Source organism: Micromonospora sp. DT231 (assembly GCF_049847025.1).
Classification (GTDB): Bacteria; Actinomycetota; Actinomycetes; order Mycobacteriales; family Micromonosporaceae; genus Micromonospora.
The window spans coordinates 220419-240059 of record NZ_JBNCNO010000003.1 but is presented as its reverse complement, the minus strand read 5'-3'; the positions used below and the strand labels follow the sequence as shown (position 1 = coordinate 240059).

The following is a 19641-nucleotide window of genomic DNA, read 5'->3' as shown; positions in this document are numbered from 1 at the left end:
AGTCAGAGGCCCGCGCAGGGTTGCCCGCCGATCGTGCAGCTCTCCGGTTCCCGGGCCTTCGGCCGGCTGTCGCGGACGTCGAAGCTGATCGTCTGCGAGCCTCCGGCCGCCACCGCGGCTCCGGTGAAGGTGATCGCCCGCCCGTCCTGTCGCCAGTTCGCGCCGTCGACGTCGTCGACAGTCGTGCCCTCGCCGAGAGTGACCACCACGGCCCAGTCCGCCACCGGCACGCCGCCGGGGTTGCCGACCACCACCGCGCCGGTGTAGCCGAACAGTCGGCTGGAGTCGGTCTCGTAACGGGCCACCATGGGCACCGGCGGCGCTGGCGGCGGGGGTGGCACAGCGGACGCGGGCGGACTCGGCGGCTGCGCCGACGGGGTCCGGCTCGGGCGGGTGCTCGCCGACGCGGTGCTCCGCGAGGGGCGCACCGAGGGGGTCGCCGTCCGGGCGGCGGCGGTCGTGCCGGCCGGGACGGACGGCGACGGCGATCCGGTCGACACGGGCGCGGCGGTGGGCGTCGACTCGGGCGGCACCGTTATCCAGGCCGCCGTCCCCGCCAGCAGGGCGGCACCGGTGACCAGGACGGCGACCAGGGTGCGACGCCGACGGTGGGTGCGGCCGGACGAGCCGGGCGCACCGATCAGCGGCAGCTCGGTGGTCATCCCACCGTCGGCGCGGCGCAGGTCGACCTGCTGGAACGCGAGCCAGTCGAGGATGGCCGGCAGCCGTACGGTGAGCGCCTGCCGCAGCTGCTGCTCACGCGGGTCGTGCTGGTCGGCGGACCACGCGCCGTGCGTGGTGACCTCCCGTACCTCCAACCGGCAGCCCTGGCTGGTGGCCGTGACCGCGCAGGTCAGCTCACTGAGCCGGCCGGCCTCGTCGCAGGCCAGCACGAGCAGCGCCGCCTCCTGCCGCTCGGTCACCTCGACCTCGACGTTGGCCTCGAAGCCGGGCAACTCGGCCGTGTGCAGCAGCAGTCGGTCCGCCACGCCCTCGACCGTGTCGGCCTCGGCGAACCACCGCCCGAGCAGCTTCCGATCGGTGAGTGCGCGCCAGACCCGGTCGGGCGGGTGGGACAGGTCGACCTGCGCACCGATCTCGATCACGGCGAGACTCTAACGGGTTTCCCGGTCCGCGGTCCCGACCGCCCGAGGCCGCCGGTCAGCCCCAGCGCGCCGACCGCTCGACCACCGCCGCCAGCGCGGTTCGGGCGCCGGCACTCACCTCGGTGACCACCTCGGCCGCCGGCAGATCCCGGGCGAGGGGGTGCGCCTGCCCCGCCCACAGGTTCGCGACGGACGCGTCGCCGTCGCGCCGGGCGGCGGCCAGCAGCGGACGCGTCAGGTGCAGCACCTGCGGGTAACCGGCCGGCGCCGACGCGTCGTGCTGGCGCAGGAAGTCGTTGGCCACGCCCCGGGCCCGCTTGCCCGTGTACGACCGGGTCAGCGCGGTCGGCGCGGCCCCGGCCACCGCCGCCCGGTGCATCGGCGAACTGCCCGCCTCCGGGCAGCGCAGGAAGGCCGTGCCGAGTTGCGCGGCGGCGGCGCCGGCAGCCAGCACGGCGGCCAGCCCGGGACCGTCGACGATGCCCCCCGCGGCCACCAGGGGCCGGTCGCAGCGGGCGGCGGCCAGCCGGAGCAGGGGCAACAACGCGTAGTCGTCGTCGTCCGGCAGCCCGCCCCGGTGCCCGCCGGCCTCGGTGCCCTGCACCACCACCGCGTCCACGCCCAGGTCGGCGGCGGCCGTCGCGGCGTCCGGGCGGGTGACGGTGGCCCACACCTCGGTCCCCCGCTCGCGCAGGGCGCGCACCGCCGCCCGGTCCGGCAGCCCGAACACGAAGGACACGACTCCGACCGGGTCCGCGAGCAGCGCGGCCAGCTTCTCCGGGTACGCGTCGTCGCCGCCGACCGGCTCGCCCAGGCGCACCCCGCGCGCGGCGGCCTGCGGGGCGAGCCGTTCGGCGTACGCCCGGACGGCGGCCTCGTCCACGCCGCCGGGGTCGGGCAGGAAGACGTTGACGCCGAACGGCCGGTCGGTGCGGGCGCGCACCTGCGCGACGTCGGCGGTCATCCGCTCGACGTCGATCATCCCGGCGGCCAGGAAGCCCAAGCCACCGGCAGCGGAGACGGCCGCCGCGAGCGCTGGCGTGGACGGGCCACCGGCCATCGGGGCCGCGACGATCGGGTGACGCAACGTGGACAGCACGGACATCCCACCATCCTGCCGCACCGCCGGCGTGCGCTCAGCGGCGCGCCGTGTGCCTCCACCGCAGCACGCCGGCCAGGGCGAGCAGCACCACAAGTGTTCCGACGCCGGCCGCCACCAGCCAGGTGCGGTTGCCCGGGCCGGTGGTTTCCTCGGCGATCGGTCGGGCGAGGGTGGGCAACGCCGAGGCGGCGGAATCTGTCGGGCGCGCGGCGGTGGCCGGTCCGTCGGTGGCCGGGTAGCGCAGGATCGTCGGACGGGTGCCGGGTGGTTGGTCGGCGGACTCGGAGACGGTGAGCAACGAGCGGCCGTCGCGACTGTAGGTGATCGACTCGCCCTGAGGCTCGTCCGGCAACGGGGTGATCCGCGCGGTGCCGGCGGTCAGCGCGCGGACCACGTCGCCGTCGGGCACGTCGTACTCGAAGGCGTCGGCGTAGCTGCGCAGCACCACCCGACGCCCGTCCGGTGCGCTCGCCGCGCCGGTGATCACGCCCCGTCCGAGGAACGAGAACGGGTTGCTGGTGTTCGTCGTCGGCAGGGTCACCTGGCCGACCGAGGCCATCGGCGTCGTCGCCCCGGACCGCAGCGCGGCGGTCGGGGCGTACAGGAAGACGGTGCCGCTGCCGCCCTTGGTGATGACCACCGGCCGATCGGACGCGTCGAGCAGCAGCGCCTCCGCGTCGTGCGGACGGTCCGGGTAGGTCAGCCGGTGCAGCACCGGCTCGTCCGCCCCGGGGGCGAGCCGCCAGACGGCGATCGTCGCCCGGGAGTGGTCGTTGTCGCCGATGTCGGCGACCCAGACCGTGCCGTCGCGGCCGATGGCCAGGTCCTCGGTGTCGCGGGGGCGGGACGGGAAGGCCACCGCCCGGACCACCGCGCAGCGCTTGTCGAGGAAGAAGATCCGGCGGCGGGCCTCGTCGTCGGCACCGTCGTTGATCATGACGTACCCGTCGTCGGTGGCGACCATCCCGGAGAGCTCGCGGAGCCGGTCGTCGCGCACCTGGCAGACGGGCGTCCCGGCCGCCGCCGCACCCGCCGCCGCTGCCGGCGTCAGCGCGACGGCCGGCGCCACCGCCGCGGCGAGCAGCGCCGCCGACGCCACACCCGCACGGGTACGCCGCCCCCAGGTCAACCGTCCGCTTACCCGCATCGCCCACCCTCCTCGTCGCGGCCGGGACCGGCCACCTGCCCATCCTGGCCGATCCCGGCCACCGGCGTGGTCGGCGCGGCCGAGGTGGCCGCGCGTCGTCGACGTGCTGTCACCCCGCGAGCCGAACGGTCACCCCGCCCTCACGATGCGCCGGGGACGGCACGGGCTTACCTGTCGGCCGGCACCCCGGTACGGTCCGAGGTGACCGCGGTCACGGCCGACCCGGACGACGGCGTCCCGCCGGGTCCGACGTCCGACGCCGTCCGGCCGCCCGGCACGACGGAAGGGGCGCGGGGTGCGGATCAGAGCGGGGTTGTGCGTCGCGGCGCTCGTCGCGGCGGGGCTGGCGGTCGCCACACCGGCCGCGGCCGCACCTGTGGACGCCGCCACTGTGGTGCCGATCCAGGTGACAGGTGATCCGGCGAAACGGTTCAACCTGGTGCTGCTCGGCGACGGCTACACCGAGGCCGACCTGCCCGCCTTCCGGTCACACGTGGACCGACACCTCAACACCCTGTGGACGATCGAGCCGTTCAAGTCCTACCGCAGCTATTTCAACGTCTACGCGATCGAGATCGTCTCACCGGAGTCCGGGGTGGACTGCGACCCCGGCCTGTCCGCGCCGCGGCGCGACACCGTCCTCGACATGGGCTTCTGGGGTGGCTGCAACCCGGCCAGCGTGCAACGCCTGCTCACCGTCGACGGCGTCGCCGCGAACGCGTACGCCGATCTGGCCGTCGGCACCACCCCGGGCAACCGGCAGTTGATCGCCCTGGCCAACAGCGGCACCTACGGTGGGGCGGGCGGCAGCAACGCCACCGCCTCCGGCGGCAACGCGCTCTCCGCGCTGATCAGCCCGCACGAGCTGGGGCACTCGCTCGGTGGCCTGCAGGACGAGTACGACTACTACGGCCGTGGGGTGCCCGGCGACACGTACGAGGGCCCGGAACCGGACTCGGCGCACCACACGGTGCTGACCGAGCGGCAGATGCGCGACACCCGCGCCAAGTGGTGGCGCTGGCTGGGCGAGCCGAGCGAGGCGGGCGGCACGATCGGCCGCTACGAGGGGGGCCTCTACCTCCAGCGCGGGGTGTGGCGGCCCAGCCGGCACTCGATGATGAAGTCGCTGGGCTTCTACTTCGACCAGGTCGGCCGGGAGCAGATGACCGAGCGGATCGCGGGCCGGGTGGGCATCGTCGAGGGCGGCACGGCCACGGACCAGCCGGTCGGCGCGGACCGGCTGCTCTGGGTGGACACCCTGCACCCGGTGAGCCACGCGTTGACGGTGACGTGGTCGGTGGACGGCCGGGCGGTGCCGCGCACCGGCAACGCCCGCCACCTGGACCTGCGGACGCTGCGCCTCAAGTCCGGCCGGCACACCGTCACGGCCACGGTGACCGACCCGACGGAGTTCGTCCGCGACCCGGAGGTGCGCCGCTCGCCCTCGCTGACCCAGACGCGCACCTGGACGGTGGACACCGGTGTGCGCACCCCGCCGGTGGCGCAGCCGCTGGCGATCACCGACTCCACCGCGACCGACCGACCGGTTGGCGCCCGCGACGTCGTGTACGTGCGCACCAGCCAGCCGGCCGACCGGGTTCCGCGCGTGCGCTGGTCGATCGACGGCCGACCGGTGGCCGACACGGGCAGCGACCGGGATGTGCGGCTGGGCGCTCTACGGCTGTCGCGCGGCACCCACCGGCTGACCGCGCGGGTCAGCGACCTGGCGACCCGCGCGGTGGTGACCCGCACCTGGGCTGTCGACGCGACCGGACCCGACGTCGCGTCCACCCTCTCCGAGCCGCTGCTCACCACGACCCGGCCGGGCCGACCCACCGAGTACGTGTACAACGGCCCCTTCACCATGGGGTTGACCGGCACGGACGACGGCACCGGGCAGGTCACCGCCGAGTTCCGGCTCGACGGCGACGGGTGGCACAACTACTACGGCTGGCCCACCGACGCCCGGTCGCCGTTCCGGTTCACCGCCACCGGCACCGACGTGGACGGCCTGGTCTACGGCAACCTCGGCTCGGGCGGCCTGTCGGTGTCCCCGTTCGCCGAGCGGTCCCCCGGTTACGGCCGGCACACCATCGACTATCGGGGCATCGACGCGGTCGGCAACATCGGGGCTGCCCACACGTTCGTGGCCACCCTGATCCCGCCGCCACCGGCCTGCACCCGCGTGGTCAGCGGCCGGCACACCGGCCCGCTGGCGGTCACCACCGGCGTCACCTGCCTGCGTACGGCGACGGTGACCGGTCCGGTCACCGTCGCGGCCGGCGCCGCACTGGTCGCCGAGGGCTCCACCATCGCCGGGAGCCTGACCTCCTCCCGCGCCGCCGCCGTGGAGCTGCTCCACACCGAGGTACGCGGCGCGGTGGCGCTGACCGGCACCACCGACCACGTCACGATGGTGGGGGCGCGGGTCACCGGTCCGCTGGCGCTGACCGGCACCGCGTCGGCGCCCATCCTCGCCGGCGGTCAGGTGGGCGCGCTCACCTGCACGGGCGGCCCGGCGCCGGTGGATCTCGGCGCCCCGACGACGGTCCGGGGCGCGACCGGGGGGCACTGCCGCGCCAGCGGATCGTGAGCGGGTGGCAGGCCTGAGTGTCGCGGTGCGGGGTAGGCAGCGGCCCGGCGGCATGTCGACAACCGCCGGGCAGGAGGCTCCGATGAGCACGTACTCAGATGATCAGGGCGACACGTTCCCTCCTCCGGAGGCGGACGCCCAGGAGCAACGGCAGGACGCCGTCGACTACGGGCCGCCGGACCGGGTGTCGGGTGACGTCGACCCGGAGGCGTCCGAGGCGGACCTGGCCGAGCAGGGCGCCCTCCCGGGCGGCACGCTCGAGGAGGTGACGTCGCTGCCGGCCGACGCCAACCCGGCCGACGCCCTGGAACAGCGTCAGGAGATCTCGACCCGCGACGAGGGCCGGCGCACCTGACCACGCCGGTCCCACCGGCCCCACCGGTCCCATCGGCCCCGCCAGCTCAACAGCCCCGCCGGCTCAACCGGTGGTGACCTGCCAGAGCAGGAACGCGTTCAGCGCGACCACGAGCACGGCCACCAGCGACGCGGCGGCGGTGGTCAGCGGGTGGTTGACCAGGTTGCCCATCAGGTCGCGTCGCCGGGTGAAGGCGACCACCGGGATCAGCGCGAACGGGATGCCGAAACTGAGGATGACCTGGGACAGGACCAGGGCTCGGGTGGGGTCGAGGCCGATGGCGAGCACGGCCAGGGCCGGCAGCAGGGTGACCAGCCGGCGCAGCAGCAGCGGGACCCGCCGCCGCAGGAAGCCCTGCATGATCACCTCGCCGGCATAGGTGCCGACGCTCGTGGAGGCCAGCCCGGACACCAACAGGGCGACGGCGAACCCGAACGCCGCCGCGGTGCCGATGGTCTGGCCGAGCCCGGCGTGCACACCCTCCAGGCTGTCCGCGCCACCCGGGCCGCCGCCACGGAAGCTGGCCGCGGCGATCAGCAGCATGGCGAGGTTCACCGCGCCGGCCGCGCTCAGGGCGAGCAGCACGTCGGCGCGCTGGCCGCGAAACAGGATCCGGCGCTCGGTGTCGTCGGTGGCCGGGATGCGGTCCCGGGTCAGTGCGGAGTGCACGTAGATGACGTGCGGCATGACTGTGGCGCCCAGGATGCCGGCGGCCAGCAGCACGCTGTCGGTGCCCCGGAGCCGAGGCACCAGACCGGCCAGGGCGGAGCCGGGATCGGAGCCGGACGCGAGCAGGTTGGCGGCGAAGGCCAGGACGATCACACCGAGCAGTACGGCGATGGCGATCTCGAAGGCGCGGAACCCGCGCGAGCGCAGGGCCAGCACGGCGAACGCCGCCGTGCCGATGAGGAGACCGCCGGGCAGCAGCGGAATGCCGAAGAGCAGGTAGAGGGCGACCGCGCCACCGATCACCTCGGCCAGGTCGGTGGCCATGGCGACCAGCTCGGCCTGCACCCACATCAGCCGGTTCAGCGACCGGGGCAGCCGTTCCCGGCACAGCTCGGGCAGGCTGCGCCCGGTGGCCAGACCCAGCTTGGCGGTGAGTGTCTGCACCAGCATCGCCATCAGGTTGGCCACCACCACCACCCAGACCAGCAGGTAGCCGTAGCGGGCACCGGCGGCGGCGTTCGTGGCGAAGTTGCCGGGGTCGACGTAGGCGACGGCGGCGACGAACGCCGGGCCGAGCAGGATCAACCGGCCGCGTACCCGCCCCCGGGCGCGAGCCGCCTGTAGTGGAGTCGCTCTCGACGTCGCCACCTCGTTGGTGACCATCGAACACCTCTCCGTCGGCACGAATTCCGTGCCGGTCCCTTCCCGCTGGACTGGCCCGTTGGGGCCAACCTCCGGCCCGCCGGTGCCACCCAGCCCGACGCGCCGGACGCATCGCGACGCGCCGCGTACTTGACAGCGGCGGGGGCACCGATGAAGCTGTCTATTAGTCCTACTGTCGTAGGACAACAGGAAGGATCATCACGGGTGATCGAGTTCGTGTTGGACAGCCGGTCGAAGGTGAACACCTACATGCAGCTCGTGCAGCAGGTGAAGCAGGCGCTGCGCGTCGGTCTGCTGACGCCGGGCGACCAGTTGCCGAAGGTCCGGGACGTCGCGCAGTCACTGGCGATCAACCCGAACACGGTGCTGAAGGCGTACCGGGAGTTGGAGATCGAGGGTCTGGTCGGCGGCCGACCCGGGGTGGGCACGTTCGTCCAGCGCACCCTGGCCGGCGCGTCCCTGCCCAACCAGGCCGAGCTACGCGAGGACCTGGTCGCCTGGTTGCACCGCGCGCAGGCCGCGGGCCTCTCGGCCGAGGACGTGATCGCCCTGGTGGAGACCACGCTGCGCGCCACCCTCGCCGACGACGCCCCGCAGAGGGAGCCCGCCTGAGCGTGTACGGCGAGCGAACCACCAGGCATCGCACCAAGGGCTGCTCCGCCACGAAGCCGCGGGCGCAGCCGGGATCGAGAGGACAGAGGATGGACATGGTCTTGGAGGCCGACCGGCTGGGCAAGCGGTACGGCAGCACGTGGGCGTTGCGGGACTGTTCGCTGCACCTGCCGGCCGGCCGGATCGCCGCGCTGGTCGGGCCGAACGGCGCGGGCAAGAGCACGCTGCTGCACCTGGCCGTCGGGTTGCTCAAGCCGGACGCGGGCGCGGTCCGGGTCTTCGGCAGATCCCCGTACGGCGACACGGACGGTCTGGCCGACATCGGTTTCGTCGCCCAGGACACCCCGCTCTACCGGGACTTCACCGCCGCCGAGCTGGTCATCGCCGGTGGCAAGCTGAACAGGCGGTGGGACGCCACGCTGGCCCGCCAGCGGTTGGCCCAGCTCGGCATCCCCCCGGACCGACCGGTCGGCAAGCTCTCCGGCGGTCAACGGGCGCAGGTGGCGCTCGCCCTCGCGTTGGCCAAGCAGCCCCGGCTGCTGCTGCTCGACGAACCGGTGGCCAGCCTCGACCCCCTGGCCCGGCGGGAGTTCCTCCAGTCGCTGATGGGCAGCGTCGCGGAATCCGGCACCACGGTCCTGCTCTCCTCGCACCTGCTGGCCGACCTGGAACGGGTCTGTGACTACCTGATCGTGCTGAACTCCGCCCAGGTGCAGCTCACCGGCATGGTCGACGACCTGGTCGCCGGGCACCGCCAACTGGTCGGCCCCCGGCACGACGGCGGCGTCATCGGGGGCGTCGCCGCCGTGGTCCGGGCCAGCCACACCGATCGGCAGTCCACGCTGCTGGTCCGCACCGACGGCCCGGTCACCGACCCGGCCTGGACGGTCCGCGAGGTCACCCTGGAGGACGTCGTGCTGGCCTACCTGGCCGACGGCACCACGCAGACCCGGCACAGCGAGTGGGGAGTGGCAGCATGATCTGGTTGACCTGGCGGCAGCACCGCAAGCAGGCGCTCTACACCCTGTTGGGGCTCGTGGCGCTCGCCGCCCTGCTGGTGCCCATCGGCCTGGCCATGCGGAACACCTACGCCGACCTCGGGCTGACGGACTGCGCACGCCAGCTCGCGGACCCCAACGTGGCGGCGGCGACCCGGGAGGCCTGCGACGCGGGCTTCCGGCGCTTCGGCAACCAGTACGGCAGCCTCACCCTGGTGGCCGTGCTGTTGATCACCCTGCCGGCGCTGGTCGGCCTGTTCTGGGGTGCCCCGCTGGTCGCCCGCGAGGTGGAGCACGGCACGCACCGGTTCGTCTGGACCCAGGGCGTCGGCCGCACCCGCTGGGCTCTGGTGAAGTTCGGGCTGGTGAGCGCGGCCGTCCTGGTCCTCGCGACGGTCTACGGGCTGGGCATGTCGTGGTGGGTCGACCCGCTCACCCAGGCCGCGCACGAGGGCCGGTTCGGCATGATCGTCTTCGACCTGCAGGGCATCGTCCCGATCGGGTACACCCTGTTCGCCGTGGCGCTGGGCGTCTTCGCGGGCACCGTCTGGAAGCGGATGCTGCCCGCCATGGGCATCACCCTCGCCGGCTACATCGGCGTCCGGGCGGCGGTGGAGCTCCTGGTCCGACGGCACTACCAGCCGGCCCGCACCCAGACCTTCCCGATCGAGGGGGAAGGGCCACCGGAGATCAGCCGGGGAGACTGGGTCCTCGCCCAGGGCGTCCGGAACCCCGACGGCACGATGATCTCGGAGGGCGGCCGGATCCAGTGCCCGCCGGGCGGCAAGGGACCGGAGGGCCGGGTCTGCGGTGCGGAACTGGGACTTGAGCCGGGCGCGTACAACTGGCAGCTGTACCAGCCGGCGGACCGGTTCTGGCTGTTCCAGGGGATCGAGACGGGCATCTTCGTCGCCCTCGCCCTGCTCCTGCTCTACCTCGCCATCCGCCGGGTGCGTCGGATCGCGTAGTCGACGACTGGTGATCGCCGGGCCACGGGGGCTCGGCGATCACCCGTCGAGTGGGTCAGCCGGCCAGTCGCCGGTAGCGGGCGACCGAGAGCGGCAGGAAGACCGCGACCAGGACGACCGGCCAGAGCACCGCCAGCAACGGGTAGTGCTGCGCCGCCCAGGAGTCACCACCCCAGCCGGGGTTTCCGAACAGCTCCCGGGTGGCGCCGACGGTCGCCGACAGCGGGTTCCAGGCGGCCACCGCACCGAGCCACGCGGGCATGGTGGACGGCGCGACGAACGCGTTGGAGAGGAAGCCGAGCGGGAACTCCAGGGTCTGCACGGCCACCACGGCCGTCTGCCCGCGGGTGACCAACCCGAGGAAGATGCCGACCCAGACCAGGGCGAAGCGCAGCAGCAGAATCAGCCCCACCGCCCCGAGCGTGGCACCGGCCCCGCCGTCCGCCCGCCACCCGATCGCGAGCCCGGTCAGCAGCAGGACCCCGAGGGTGACCAGGGCGAACAACATGTCGGCCACGGCCCGGGCCGCCAGCGGGGCCAGCGACGCGACGGGCATCGACCGGAGGCGGTCGGTCAGCCCGCGCTCCAGGTCCTCGGCGACGGCGATCGTGGTGAGGCTGATGCCGAACACCATTGTCATCACGTACATGCCGGGCATCAGGAACTCCCGGTAGCTGCCACCGCCGGGCACCTGCAACGCGCCACCGAACAGGTACGCGAACATCAGCACGATCAGGATGTTGAAGCCGAGTGAGGCGACCAGCGGGCCGGGGTCGCATCGCCACCGGGCCAGGCCACGCCAGATCAGCGTGCCGCTGTCGGCCAGGAGGGCGGGCCGACCGGGCGTCAGGTCCACCGCCGGGACCGGCGTGCTCGCCGCACTCATGCCGCCACCTCCTCGACGGCCCGGGTGCGGTGCCCGGTGAGGTGCAGGAACACGTCGTCCAGGGTGGGACGGCGCAGCGCGACGTCCGCCACCGGAATGCCCTCGGCATCCAGCGCCCGCAACACGTCGACGAGCGCGCCGGCCCGGTGGCCGACCCGGACGCTCACCATCCGCCGGTCCACGTCGACGGTCGGTTCGTCGCCGGCCACCCGGCGCACCTCGGCGACGGCGACGGCGAGGTCGGTCGGGGCCGCGACGACCACCTCGATCCGATCGCCGCCGAGGCGGGCCTTGAGGTCGTCGGGAGTGCCCTCGGCGATCACCCGGCCCGACTCGACCACCGAGATCCGGTCGGCGAGTTGGTCGGCCTCGTCCAGGTGCTGGGTGGTGAGCAGCACTGTGGTGCCGGTGCGCACCAACTCCCGGACCGCCTCCCACACCTCGTTGCGGCCCCGCGGGTCCAGCCCGGTGGTGGGCTCGTCCAGGAAGAGGACCGCGGGGGCCAGGATCATGCCGGCCGCCAGGTCGAGCCGGCGGCGCATGCCCCCCGAGTACGTGCTGACCGGCTGCTCGGCCGCGTCGGCGAGACCGAAGCGGTCCAGCAGCTCGACCGCTCGCTGCCGGGCGCGGCGTCGACCCAGGTGGAACAGTCGACCGAAGAGCACCAGATTCTGCCGGCCGCTGAGTGCCTCGTCGAGCGCGGGATGCTGCCCCACCAGCCCGATGCGGTAGCGCACCTGGTCGGGCTGGCGGGTCACGTCGAACCCGGCGACCTCGGCACGACCCTCGTCCAGCCGGAGCAGGGTGGACAGGATCCGTACCGAGGTGGTCTTGCCGGCCCCGTTGGGGCCGAGCAGGCCGCACACCGTCCCCGGCCGCACCCGCAGGTCGAAGCCGTCCAGCGCGTAGCGGTCCCGATACCGCTTACGCAGCCCTTCCGCCACTATCGCGTCGTCTCTCGTCGGCACAGTGCTCCCCTTCCGCAGGCGTTCAGGCGCGGTTACCGTACACCATACGGTAGGGCGTACGGGAGCGATGCTTCGACTAGGTTCGGCGGATGACGATCTCCTTGGACGGTCGGCGGTTCCGGGCCGTGGCGGATGTGGTGGCCGGCGAGGTGGGCACGCAGACCGTCTTCACGTACCACGAGCGGACCGGCGAGGTGTGGGCCGAGTACGCCGGCGGATCCATCCGGCGCGGTCACCTGGTCGGCACCCGCGCGGGTGACCGGCTGGACTTCCGCTACGTCCAGCTCAACGCCGACGGCCAGACGTCCTCGGGGCACTGCGTCTCCGACGTGTCGGTGCTGCCCGACGGCCGGGTCCGGCTGCACGAGACCTGGTCGTGGGAGTCCCGGCCGGGCAGCGGCAGCAGCGTCGTGGAGGAGGTGCCGACTCCCTGACGACTACCCGCCGGTCCCGACCTGGCCCGCCACGCCGACGTTCAGCGGGTCGACGAGGAGTTTGTCGAAGGCCAGCTCGGCCGCGCCGATCAGGGCGGCGTCCCGCCCCAGGGCCGCCGCGCGCAGCCGCAGGTGCGCGCGGGAGGCAGGCAGCGGCATGCTGTCCAACCGATCGCGGACCACGTCCGCTCCGGCGGTGAAGATGTCGCGAAGCGAACCGCCGAACACCACGGCATCCGGGTTGACCACGTTCACCAGATTGGCCACACCGAAGCCGAGCCATCCGGCGACCTGCTCGACGGCGGCGCGGGCGGTTCGGTCGCCGTCCGCCGCCGCGCGCAGCACCTCGGCCACCGCGGCGCGATCGCTCGGATCACGGCCCGCGTGTCGCAGCAGCGCGGCTTCGGAGATCTCGGTCTCCCAACAGCCACGTGAGCCGCAGCCGCAGGGCAGGCCGTTCGGGTTGACGACCATGTGACCGACCTTGCCGCTGTGACCGCGGTGGCCCATCACCAGCCGGCCACCGACGATGATGCCGGCGCTGATACCCAGGTCGCCGTGCAGGTAGATGACGTCGGCGATGCCCACCGCCACGCCCCGGACGTGCTCGGCCAGCCCGGCGATGTCGGCCAGGTCACCGGCCACGAAACCGGGGCCGCCGCTGAACTCCGCCTCCAGCGCGACGGCGAGCGTCTCGTCGATGCTGGCGATCCGGATCCGGCCGTCCCGGTCACGGGTGGTGTCGGTGACCGCGGCGGCCCCGCCGACCAGCAGCGCGTCCGTGGCCACCGACCGTTCCATGTCCCGGACCAGGTCCGCGAGGGGCCCGACGGCGTCGACCGCCGACAGGCCACTGGGCCGCGGGATCTCCCGCCGATCGAGGATCTGCCCACCGAGGCCGACCCGGGCGGCACGTAGTCGGTCCGCGTCGATGCTCAACGCATGGGCGTAGACCCGGTCGGAGCGGGGACTGACCACGAGTGAGGGCCGGCCGGCGCGGCGGGCCGTGGTAGGCGCCTCCTCGGTGACCAGGCCGCTGGCGACCAGGTCGGCCGCGAGGGCGCCGATGGTGCTGCGGTTGAGGCCGAGCCGGCTTGTCAGTTCGGCCCGGGACGTCGGCCCGTGCACGTGGACGTAGCGCAGCACGGCGCCGAGATTCTGCCGCCGGATCTCCTCCTGGCTGGCGCCGGGGACCGACGGCAGCGGGGGTTCGGTGGGGCGGCCGACGCCGGCTGGTCTGGACCGGACGGGTGTTGCCACGGTCAGACCTCCTTCCGGGTCGAAGCCGGTTGGCGCGGGGGCGTAAGGACGACGATGGGTCCCGGTAGAGGAGACCCGGGACCCATCGGCGTTGCTGCCTACCGTGCGGTGATTACTTGGTGAGCGGCGCGAGCTTCGGGTCGTTGGCGTACGCCTCCGCGGCGTTCGCCTTGGTGACGGCGACCGGCGGGAGCAGGTACGTGTCGACGACCTTGCTGCCGTTGTTGTAGGACTTGGTGTCGTTCACCTGCGGGGCGTCACCGGCCTGGAGAGCCTTGACCATGTTGATGGTCTCCTTCACCAGGTTGCGGGTGTCCTTGTTGATCGTCATGTACTGCTCACCCTTGACGATCGACTTGACCGACTCGACCTCGGAGTCCTGGCCGGTGACGATCGGGGTCGGCTTGCCAGCGCCCTTGACCGAGGTCAGGATGGCGCGGGCCAGCGTGTCGTTCGGGGAGAGGACGCCGTCCAGCTCCTTGCTGCCGTAGGTCGAGGTCAGCAGCTGGTCCATGCGGGCCTGCGCACCCTCGGCCTTCCAGCCCTGGATGGCGGTCTGCTTGACCTCCTTCTGACCGGAGGCCACGACAACGTTGCCCTTGTCGATCTCCGGCTTGAGCACGCTCATCGCACCGTCGAAGAAGACACCGGCGTTGTTGTCGTCCGGCGAGCCGGAGAACAGCTCGATGTTGTACGGGCCGTTCGGCTTCTTGGCCTTCATGCCGTCCAGCAGGGCCTGGCCCTGGAGCTGGCCGACCTTGAAGTTGTCGAACGCGACGTAGTAGTCGAGGTCCGGCGTGTTCTTGATGAGCCGGTCGTACGCGATGACCTTCACGCCGGCCTGGTGGGCCGCCGCGACCTGGGTCGACAGCTGCGCGGCGTCGGTCGCGCCGATGACGATGACCTTGGCGCCCTTGGTCACCATGGCGGTGATCTGGGCCTGCTGGTCGGCGACGGTGGTCGACGCGCCGGCGTACTGCACGTCGCCCTGGAAGCCGGCCTCCTTGAGGCCGTTGGTGAACAGGTCACCGGCGAGGACCCAGTTCTCGGAGGTCTTGGCCGGCAGGGCCACGCCGATCAGCGAGTTGGCCGCGAAGCCCTTGGCGTCGCCGCCCTTGGCGTCGGAGTCGCCGTCACGGCCGGAGCCGCAGCCAGCGAGGGCCAGCATGGCGGCGGCGCTGATGGCGACCACCGACGTGCCGAAGAATTTACGCATGGTGAGGACTTGCCTTTCTGGATGTGTAACAGGGTGGTGAGGTCGGTGACCGTCAGCCGGACACCGCTGCCTTGGCGGGCTCGCGCTCCGCGTTCGGCGGTGAGGCGGAGTCGTCGCGGCGGAACGGCCGCATCAGGCTCCCGATGATGGAGAAGCGCCCCTGGCTCTTGTTGTAGACGTCGACCGCGACGGCCAGCAGCAGGACCAGGCCCTTGATGATCTGGACCTTGTCGGTGCCCACGCCCTCGAGCTGGAGGCCGTTGTTGAGCACGGCCATGACGAGACCACCGACGATCGACCCGCTGATGGTGCCGATACCGCCGGCGACGGCCGCGCCACCGATGAAGACCGCGGCGATGGCGTCCAACTCCCAGCCGTTGCCGTCCTGCGGGCCGGAGGCCGCCGAACGGGCCACGAAGATCATGCCGGCCAGCGCGGCCAGGACGGACATGTTCATCATGACGAAGAAGTTGACCCGCTTGAGCTTCACGCCGGACAGCTCGGCCGCCCGGGAGTTGCCACCCACCGCGTAGATGTGCCGGCCACCGGCCGTGTTGCGGGTGTAGAAGGAGTACGCGATCACCAGGACCAGCAGGATGATGCCGGAGATCGGGAAGCTGGTGCCGACGCGACCGCTGGCGAAGCGCAGGGTGGCGAAGGCGATGACCCCGACCATGATGGCCATCCGCAGGATCGAGACCCACATGGGCGCCGGGTCGGCGTCCATGGCCCGCCGGGTGTTACGGGCCCGAAGCTCGCGCCACACCACCGCCACCGCGGCGGCCAGGCCGAGCAGCAGCGTCGCGTTGTTGTAGCCGGTGTCCGGGCCGAACTCGGGCAGGAACCCGGAGCCGATGTCCCGGAAGCCCTCCGGCACCGGAATGCTCTGCGCGTTGCCGATGAACTGGTTGCCGCCGCGGAAGAGCAGCATGCCGGCCAGGGTGACGATGAACGCCGGCACCCCGATGTAGGCCACCCAGAACCCCTGCCATGCGCCGATCACCGCGCCGATGGCGAGACCGAACACGATGGCGGCGGGCCACGGCAGGTCCCACTCGGTCATCGACTTGGCGACCAGGATGCCGGTGAAGGCCGCGACCGAGCCGACCGACAGGTCGATGTGCCCGGCGACGATCACCATGAGCATGCCGATGGCCAGGATCAGGATGTACGAGTTCTGCTGGAACAGCGCGATCAGGTTGTCCGAGCGCAGCGTCAGCCCGTTGGTCCAGATCTGGAAGATCAGGACGATCGCCACCAGGGTGAAGATCATCCCGAACTGGCGCGCGTTGGAGGTCGTACCTCCAAACAGATTCTTCTGAAGGTCCTTGATACGGCTCATCGGGAGGCCAACTTCTTCGTCGAGGTCATCTGCTTCATGAGGTTTTCCGGGGTGGCGTCGGCCCGGGCGATCTCGCCCGTGATGGCGCCTTCGAACACGGTGTAGATGCGGTCGCAGAGCCCGATCAGCTCAGGCAGCTCCGAGGAGATGACGACGACGCCCTTCCCCTGGTCGGCGAGCCGCTGGATGATGCCGTAGATCTCGTACTTGGCGCCCACGTCGATGCCGCGCGTCGGCTCGTCGAGGATCAGCAGGTCCGGATCGGTGAACATCCACTTCGCCAGCACGACCTTCTGCTGGTTGCCGCCGGAGAGCTTCGAGACACCCTCGTCGACAGTCGGGGCCTTGGTCCGCAACTCCTTGCGGTACGCCTCGGCCGCCTGGTACTCCTCGACCTCGTTCAGGACGCCGTGGTGCCGGATCTTGGACAACTTGGCGGCCACCGTCGACGTCTTGATGTCGTCGAGCAGGTTGAGGCCGATCGCCTTGCGGTCCTCGCTGACGTACGCGAGCCCGTTGTCGATCGCGTCCGCGACCGTCTTCAGGACGATCTCCTTGCCGTCCTTGATGATGGTGCCCGACTCGAACACCCCGTAGGAGCGGCCGAAGACACTCATCGCGAGTTCCGTGCGGCCCGCGCCCATCAGACCGGCGAAGCCGACGATCTCGCCGCGGCGCACCACGAAGCTCTCGTTCTTGCAGACCTGCCGGTCGGCGGAGATCGGGTGCCGGACGTTCCAGTCGCGCACCTCGAAGAAGACGTCACCGATCTTCGGGGTGTGGTCCGGGAACCGACTGCTCAGCTCACGGCCGACCATGCCCCGCACGATCCGGTCCTCGTCGACCCCGTCCGCCTTGACGTCGAGGGTCTCCACGGTCCGGCCGTCGCGCAGGATGGTGATCTGGTCGGCGATCGCCTCGATCTCGTTCAGCTTGTGCGAGATCATGATCGAGGTGATGCCGCGGGAGCGGAAGCCGCGCAGCAGGTCCAGCAGGTGCCGGGAGTCCGCCTCGTTCAGCGCGGCCGTCGGCTCGTCCAGGATGAGCAGCTTCACGTCCTTGGCGAACGCCTTGGCGATCTCCACGAGCTGCTGCTTGCCGACACCGATGTCCTTGATCAGGGTGTCCGGGTTCTCCTGGAGACCGACCCGGGCCATCAGGTCCAGCGCCATCCGGTTCGCGGCCTTCCAGTCGATCGCGCCCCGCTTGCGCGGTTCGTTGCCGAGGAAGATGTTCTCGGCGATCGACATGCCGGGAATGAGCGCGAGCTCCTGGTGGATGATCACGATTCCGGCGTTCTCGCTGGCCCGGATGTCGGAGAACTTGCTCTCCGACCCCTGGTAGACGATCTGGCCGTCATAGCTGCCGTACGGGTAGACCCCGCTGAGGACCTTCATCAGCGTGGACTTGCCCGCACCGTTCTCGCCGCAGATGGCATGGATCTCACCGGCGCGAACCACCAGGTTGACGTCGGAGAGGGCCTTGACTCCGGGGAACTCCTTGGTGATGGAGCGCATCTCAAGGAGGGTCGGCACGTTGCTCATCGCTCGTACCACCTCGCCAACGTCATCGGTTGCCTCCGGAAGGTTGAACCTTCACTTGGTTTTGTTGTTGACGGCAACGTATTGCGGCCGAAGGGCCATCCGCAAGGCGAGGGACTGTTGAAAATGTAACAATCCGGCAATATCGACGAAGCACTCTTTTCGCCCGTCACAGCCGCCTCCGCAGCCCCTCCCGGCACCTTCGCCTGCCGGTGGCAACGTTGTCAAATGGAAGACAACGCCGCGATCGGCTCCCATCATCCCCGACAGGCCCGCCACCAGCCACGATCCTCGTCGGGCCACACAGGGGGCGCCACATCGCGTCCCGGTCACCATCGAATGATCGTGATCGGGGCGCGACGCCGGCACCCCACCCGGGACGGCCCGGCGACCCTCGGCCGAGGGTGTGACCCACGCCTCCATCGGAGGGTCGGATCGACGGTGATCGCCCCGTCACGCCCGCCACCAGGAGACGGGTCCGCACCTTAACGTCCCTTAAGGGCGGATCCGGGACCGTCTGCCCGCCCGCGCCCCCGGTGCCGACAGGTCAACTCGGGCGCAACACCGCCTTGATCACCCCGTCCTCCCGGCGGTCGAAGCGGCGGTACAGCTCCGGCGCGTCGGCCAGGGTGCCGTGGTGGGTCACGACGACGCTGGGCCGGGCACGACCGGCGACGACCAGGTCGCGTAACAGCACGGTGTAGCGGCGGTCGTGGGTGCGGCCGAACCGGACAGCGACGCCCTTGGCGAAGAGCGTCCCCCACGGTGCGACGAGATCCTCGTGGGCGTCCGCGCCGGGTCCGGGATGCAGGTCCTTCTCCGGATACACGCCAGCGACCGCTATCGCGCCGGCGGGGTTGACCAGCCGGGCGGCGTCGGCGATGACCTGGTCCGGCCGTTCCCGGTCGGAGCGCTCCCGGTCGCGGGCCTGGAACCCGACCGCGTCGATCACCTTGTCGACTCCGCCCAGCTTCTCCTCGCCGAGCGGCAGCCCCACCCGGGCCCGGTCGGCGCGGATCTGCTCGACCGGATCCCCCCGGCGGAAGTCGACGGGCACGGCGCCGATCTCCCCCGCCTTGTCGAGCCGAGCGTCGACACCGTCGACGCAGTAGACGACCCGGGCGCCCCGGAGCAGTGCCGCGTAGGCGCCGAGCAGCCCGATCGTGCCGGCGCCGAAGACGGCCACCGTGTCACCGGGCTCGACCCCGGCAAGGGTGGCGGCGGCATGCCACCCCGTGACGAACGCGTCGGCGAGCAGCACGAAGTCGTCCTCGTACCCGTCCCCCGGCTCACCGGGCAGGGGTACGCAGTTGGCGTCGGCCCACGGCACGCGCAGCAGGTCGGCCTGGGCGCCCCGATAGGGGCCCATCCCGGCGTAGCCGTACGCCGCGCCCGGCCCCTCCGCCCGCGCCCGGAGACAGGCAGCCGAGAGCCCGCGGGCACACATCACACACGTCCCACAGAAGAGGTGCGTGGGAATCACCACGCGGGTGCCCGGCCGGACGGTCTGCACCGCCCGTCCCACTTCCCGCACCACACCCAGCGGTTCGTGGCCGAGCACCAGCCCGGGGGTGGCGCCGGTGCGTCCGTCGTACATGTGCAGGTCGGTGCCACACAGCGCGGTGGAGGTGATGCGTACGAGGGCGTCGGTCTCCGCCTCCAGCGTCGCGTCGGGCACCTCCCGCACGGCGACGGTCCGGACGTCGGCGTAGACGACGGCTCGCATCCCGGGTCTCCTGTTCGGCGGCGAAAGAGCCGGTCTTCCCCCAACCGGGCCGGTC

17 protein-coding genes are annotated in these 19641 nt (G+C 72.0%); 6 read left to right on the top strand and 11 right to left on the bottom strand.

The annotated features are described in order from the left end of the window. Positions 1–2: 2 nt before the first annotated feature. Genes ACPXBU_RS09275 through ACPXBU_RS09265 form a run of 3 tightly spaced genes read right to left on the bottom strand, consistent with a single transcriptional unit; the run spans position 3 to position 3355 of the window. On the bottom strand, positions 3–1106 hold the full coding sequence (locus tag ACPXBU_RS09275) for an SRPBCC family protein (protein WP_425757734.1): 1104 nt from the start codon (positions 1104–1106) through the stop codon (positions 3–5). A 55-nt stretch (positions 1107–1161) separates the two neighbouring features. Next, on the bottom strand, positions 1162–2211 hold the full coding sequence (locus ACPXBU_RS09270; RefSeq protein ID WP_425757733.1) for a nitronate monooxygenase: 1050 nt from the start codon (positions 2209–2211) through the stop codon (positions 1162–1164). 31 nt (positions 2212–2242) lie between these two features. Further along, positions 2243–3355, bottom strand: a complete 1113-nt coding sequence (locus tag ACPXBU_RS09265) for a hypothetical protein (RefSeq protein WP_425757732.1) — start codon at positions 3353–3355, stop codon at positions 2243–2245. Between the two features lie 295 nt (positions 3356–3650). On the opposite strand from ACPXBU_RS09265, the gene ACPXBU_RS09260 reads away from it, so the two are divergent. Both ACPXBU_RS09260 and ACPXBU_RS09255 read left to right on the top strand, forming a co-directional pair. After that, entirely contained in the window at positions 3651–5948 is a 2298-nt protein-coding gene (locus ACPXBU_RS09260) for a M64 family metallopeptidase (RefSeq protein ID WP_425757731.1), read from the top strand. A gap of 82 nt (positions 5949–6030) precedes the next feature. Continuing rightward, positions 6031–6303: a hypothetical protein gene (locus ACPXBU_RS09255; RefSeq protein ID WP_425757730.1), complete on the top strand. Its 273-nt coding sequence runs from the start codon at positions 6031–6033 to the stop codon at positions 6301–6303. A gap of 63 nt (positions 6304–6366) precedes the next feature. Here ACPXBU_RS09255 and ACPXBU_RS09250 read toward each other — a convergent pair whose 3' ends face one another. Then, positions 6367–7635, bottom strand: a complete 1269-nt coding sequence (locus tag ACPXBU_RS09250) for an Nramp family divalent metal transporter (protein WP_425757729.1) — start codon at positions 7633–7635, stop codon at positions 6367–6369. Between the two features lie 204 nt (positions 7636–7839). On the opposite strand from ACPXBU_RS09250, the gene ACPXBU_RS09245 reads away from it, so the two are divergent. The 3 genes from ACPXBU_RS09245 (at position 7840) to ACPXBU_RS09235 (ending at position 10213) form a co-directional block, all read left to right on the top strand. Next, positions 7840–8247 (top strand): GntR family transcriptional regulator, encoded by a 408-nt coding sequence (locus ACPXBU_RS09245; protein WP_425757728.1) that lies wholly within the window; start codon positions 7840–7842, stop codon positions 8245–8247. Between the two features lie 89 nt (positions 8248–8336). Beyond that, positions 8337–9227, top strand: coding sequence for an ABC transporter ATP-binding protein (locus ACPXBU_RS09240; RefSeq protein ID WP_425757727.1), 891 nt, complete (start codon positions 8337–8339; stop codon positions 9225–9227). Beyond that, the gene (locus tag ACPXBU_RS09235; protein WP_425757726.1) at positions 9224–10213 is read left to right on the top strand and encodes an ABC transporter permease; all 990 of its coding nucleotides are present in this window, start codon (positions 9224–9226) and stop codon (positions 10211–10213) included. Before ACPXBU_RS09240 ends, ACPXBU_RS09235 begins: the two co-directional genes overlap by 4 nt. A gap of 55 nt (positions 10214–10268) precedes the next feature. On the opposite strand, the gene ACPXBU_RS09230 is transcribed toward ACPXBU_RS09235, so the two are convergent. Further along, positions 10269–11099 carry an ABC transporter permease gene (locus ACPXBU_RS09230; RefSeq protein WP_425757725.1) on the bottom strand — a complete coding sequence of 277 codons (831 nt, stop codon included), beginning with the start codon at positions 11097–11099 and terminating at the stop codon, positions 10269–10271. Then, positions 11096–12067: an ATP-binding cassette domain-containing protein gene (locus ACPXBU_RS09225; RefSeq protein WP_425757724.1), complete on the bottom strand. Its 972-nt coding sequence runs from the start codon at positions 12065–12067 to the stop codon at positions 11096–11098. The genes ACPXBU_RS09230 and ACPXBU_RS09225 overlap by 4 nt, the downstream gene beginning before the upstream one ends. Before the next feature lie 89 nt (positions 12068–12156). Between ACPXBU_RS09225 and ACPXBU_RS09220 the strand changes: the two genes are divergently transcribed. Further along, positions 12157–12501, top strand: coding sequence for a hypothetical protein (locus tag ACPXBU_RS09220; protein ID WP_425757723.1), 345 nt, complete (start codon positions 12157–12159; stop codon positions 12499–12501). Between the two features lie 3 nt (positions 12502–12504). Here the strand turns inward: ACPXBU_RS09220 and ACPXBU_RS09215 are convergent, their stop codons facing one another. The 5 genes from ACPXBU_RS09215 to ACPXBU_RS09195 form a co-directional block, all read right to left on the bottom strand. Further along, a complete protein-coding gene (locus tag ACPXBU_RS09215; protein ID WP_425757722.1) occupies positions 12505–13761 on the bottom strand; it encodes an ROK family transcriptional regulator in 1257 nt (418 codons plus the stop codon). 112 nt (positions 13762–13873) lie between these two features. Beyond that, entirely contained in the window at positions 13874–14977 is a 1104-nt protein-coding gene (locus tag ACPXBU_RS09210) for a substrate-binding domain-containing protein (RefSeq protein ID WP_425757721.1), read from the bottom strand. 52 nt (positions 14978–15029) lie between these two features. Then, positions 15030–16319 (bottom strand): multiple monosaccharide ABC transporter permease, encoded by a 1290-nt coding sequence (gene mmsB, locus ACPXBU_RS09205; RefSeq protein WP_425757720.1) that lies wholly within the window; start codon positions 16317–16319, stop codon positions 15030–15032. Beyond that, positions 16316–17863: a multiple monosaccharide ABC transporter ATP-binding protein gene (gene mmsA / locus ACPXBU_RS09200; protein WP_393367342.1), complete on the bottom strand. Its 1548-nt coding sequence runs from the start codon at positions 17861–17863 to the stop codon at positions 16316–16318. Before mmsA ends, mmsB begins: the two co-directional genes overlap by 4 nt. Positions 17864–18407: 544 nt before the next feature. Then, on the bottom strand, positions 18408–19586 hold the full coding sequence (locus tag ACPXBU_RS09195) for an alcohol dehydrogenase catalytic domain-containing protein (protein WP_425757719.1): 1179 nt from the start codon (positions 19584–19586) through the stop codon (positions 18408–18410). Positions 19587–19641: the final 55 nt, after the last annotated feature.

Excerpts from the sequence above, each read along its gene's own strand:
- ACPXBU_RS09270 (WP_425757733.1), bottom strand. The coding sequence starts at position 2,211 with ATGTCCGTGCTGTCCACGTTGCGTCACCCGATCGTCGCGGCCCCGATG.
- ACPXBU_RS09265 (WP_425757732.1), bottom strand. The coding sequence starts at position 3,355 with ATGCGGGTAAGCGGACGGTTGACCTGGGGGCGGCGTACCCGTGCGGGT.
- ACPXBU_RS09255 (WP_425757730.1), top strand. The coding sequence starts at position 6,031 with ATGAGCACGTACTCAGATGATCAGGGCGACACGTTCCCTCCTCCGGAG.
- ACPXBU_RS09250 (WP_425757729.1), bottom strand. The coding sequence starts at position 7,635 with ATGGTCACCAACGAGGTGGCGACGTCGAGAGCGACTCCACTACAGGCG.
- ACPXBU_RS09240 (WP_425757727.1), top strand. The coding sequence starts at position 8,337 with ATGGACATGGTCTTGGAGGCCGACCGGCTGGGCAAGCGGTACGGCAGC.
- ACPXBU_RS09235 (WP_425757726.1), top strand. The coding sequence starts at position 9,224 with ATGATCTGGTTGACCTGGCGGCAGCACCGCAAGCAGGCGCTCTACACC.
- ACPXBU_RS09230 (WP_425757725.1), bottom strand. The coding sequence starts at position 11,099 with ATGAGTGCGGCGAGCACGCCGGTCCCGGCGGTGGACCTGACGCCCGGT.
- ACPXBU_RS09220 (WP_425757723.1), top strand. The coding sequence starts at position 12,157 with ATGACGATCTCCTTGGACGGTCGGCGGTTCCGGGCCGTGGCGGATGTG.
- ACPXBU_RS09210 (WP_425757721.1), bottom strand. The coding sequence starts at position 14,977 with ATGCGTAAATTCTTCGGCACGTCGGTGGTCGCCATCAGCGCCGCCGCC.
- mmsB (WP_425757720.1), bottom strand. The coding sequence starts at position 16,319 with ATGAGCCGTATCAAGGACCTTCAGAAGAATCTGTTTGGAGGTACGACC.
- mmsA (WP_393367342.1), bottom strand. The coding sequence starts at position 17,863 with ATGAGCAACGTGCCGACCCTCCTTGAGATGCGCTCCATCACCAAGGAG.
- ACPXBU_RS09195 (WP_425757719.1), bottom strand. The coding sequence starts at position 19,586 with ATGCGAGCCGTCGTCTACGCCGACGTCCGGACCGTCGCCGTGCGGGAG.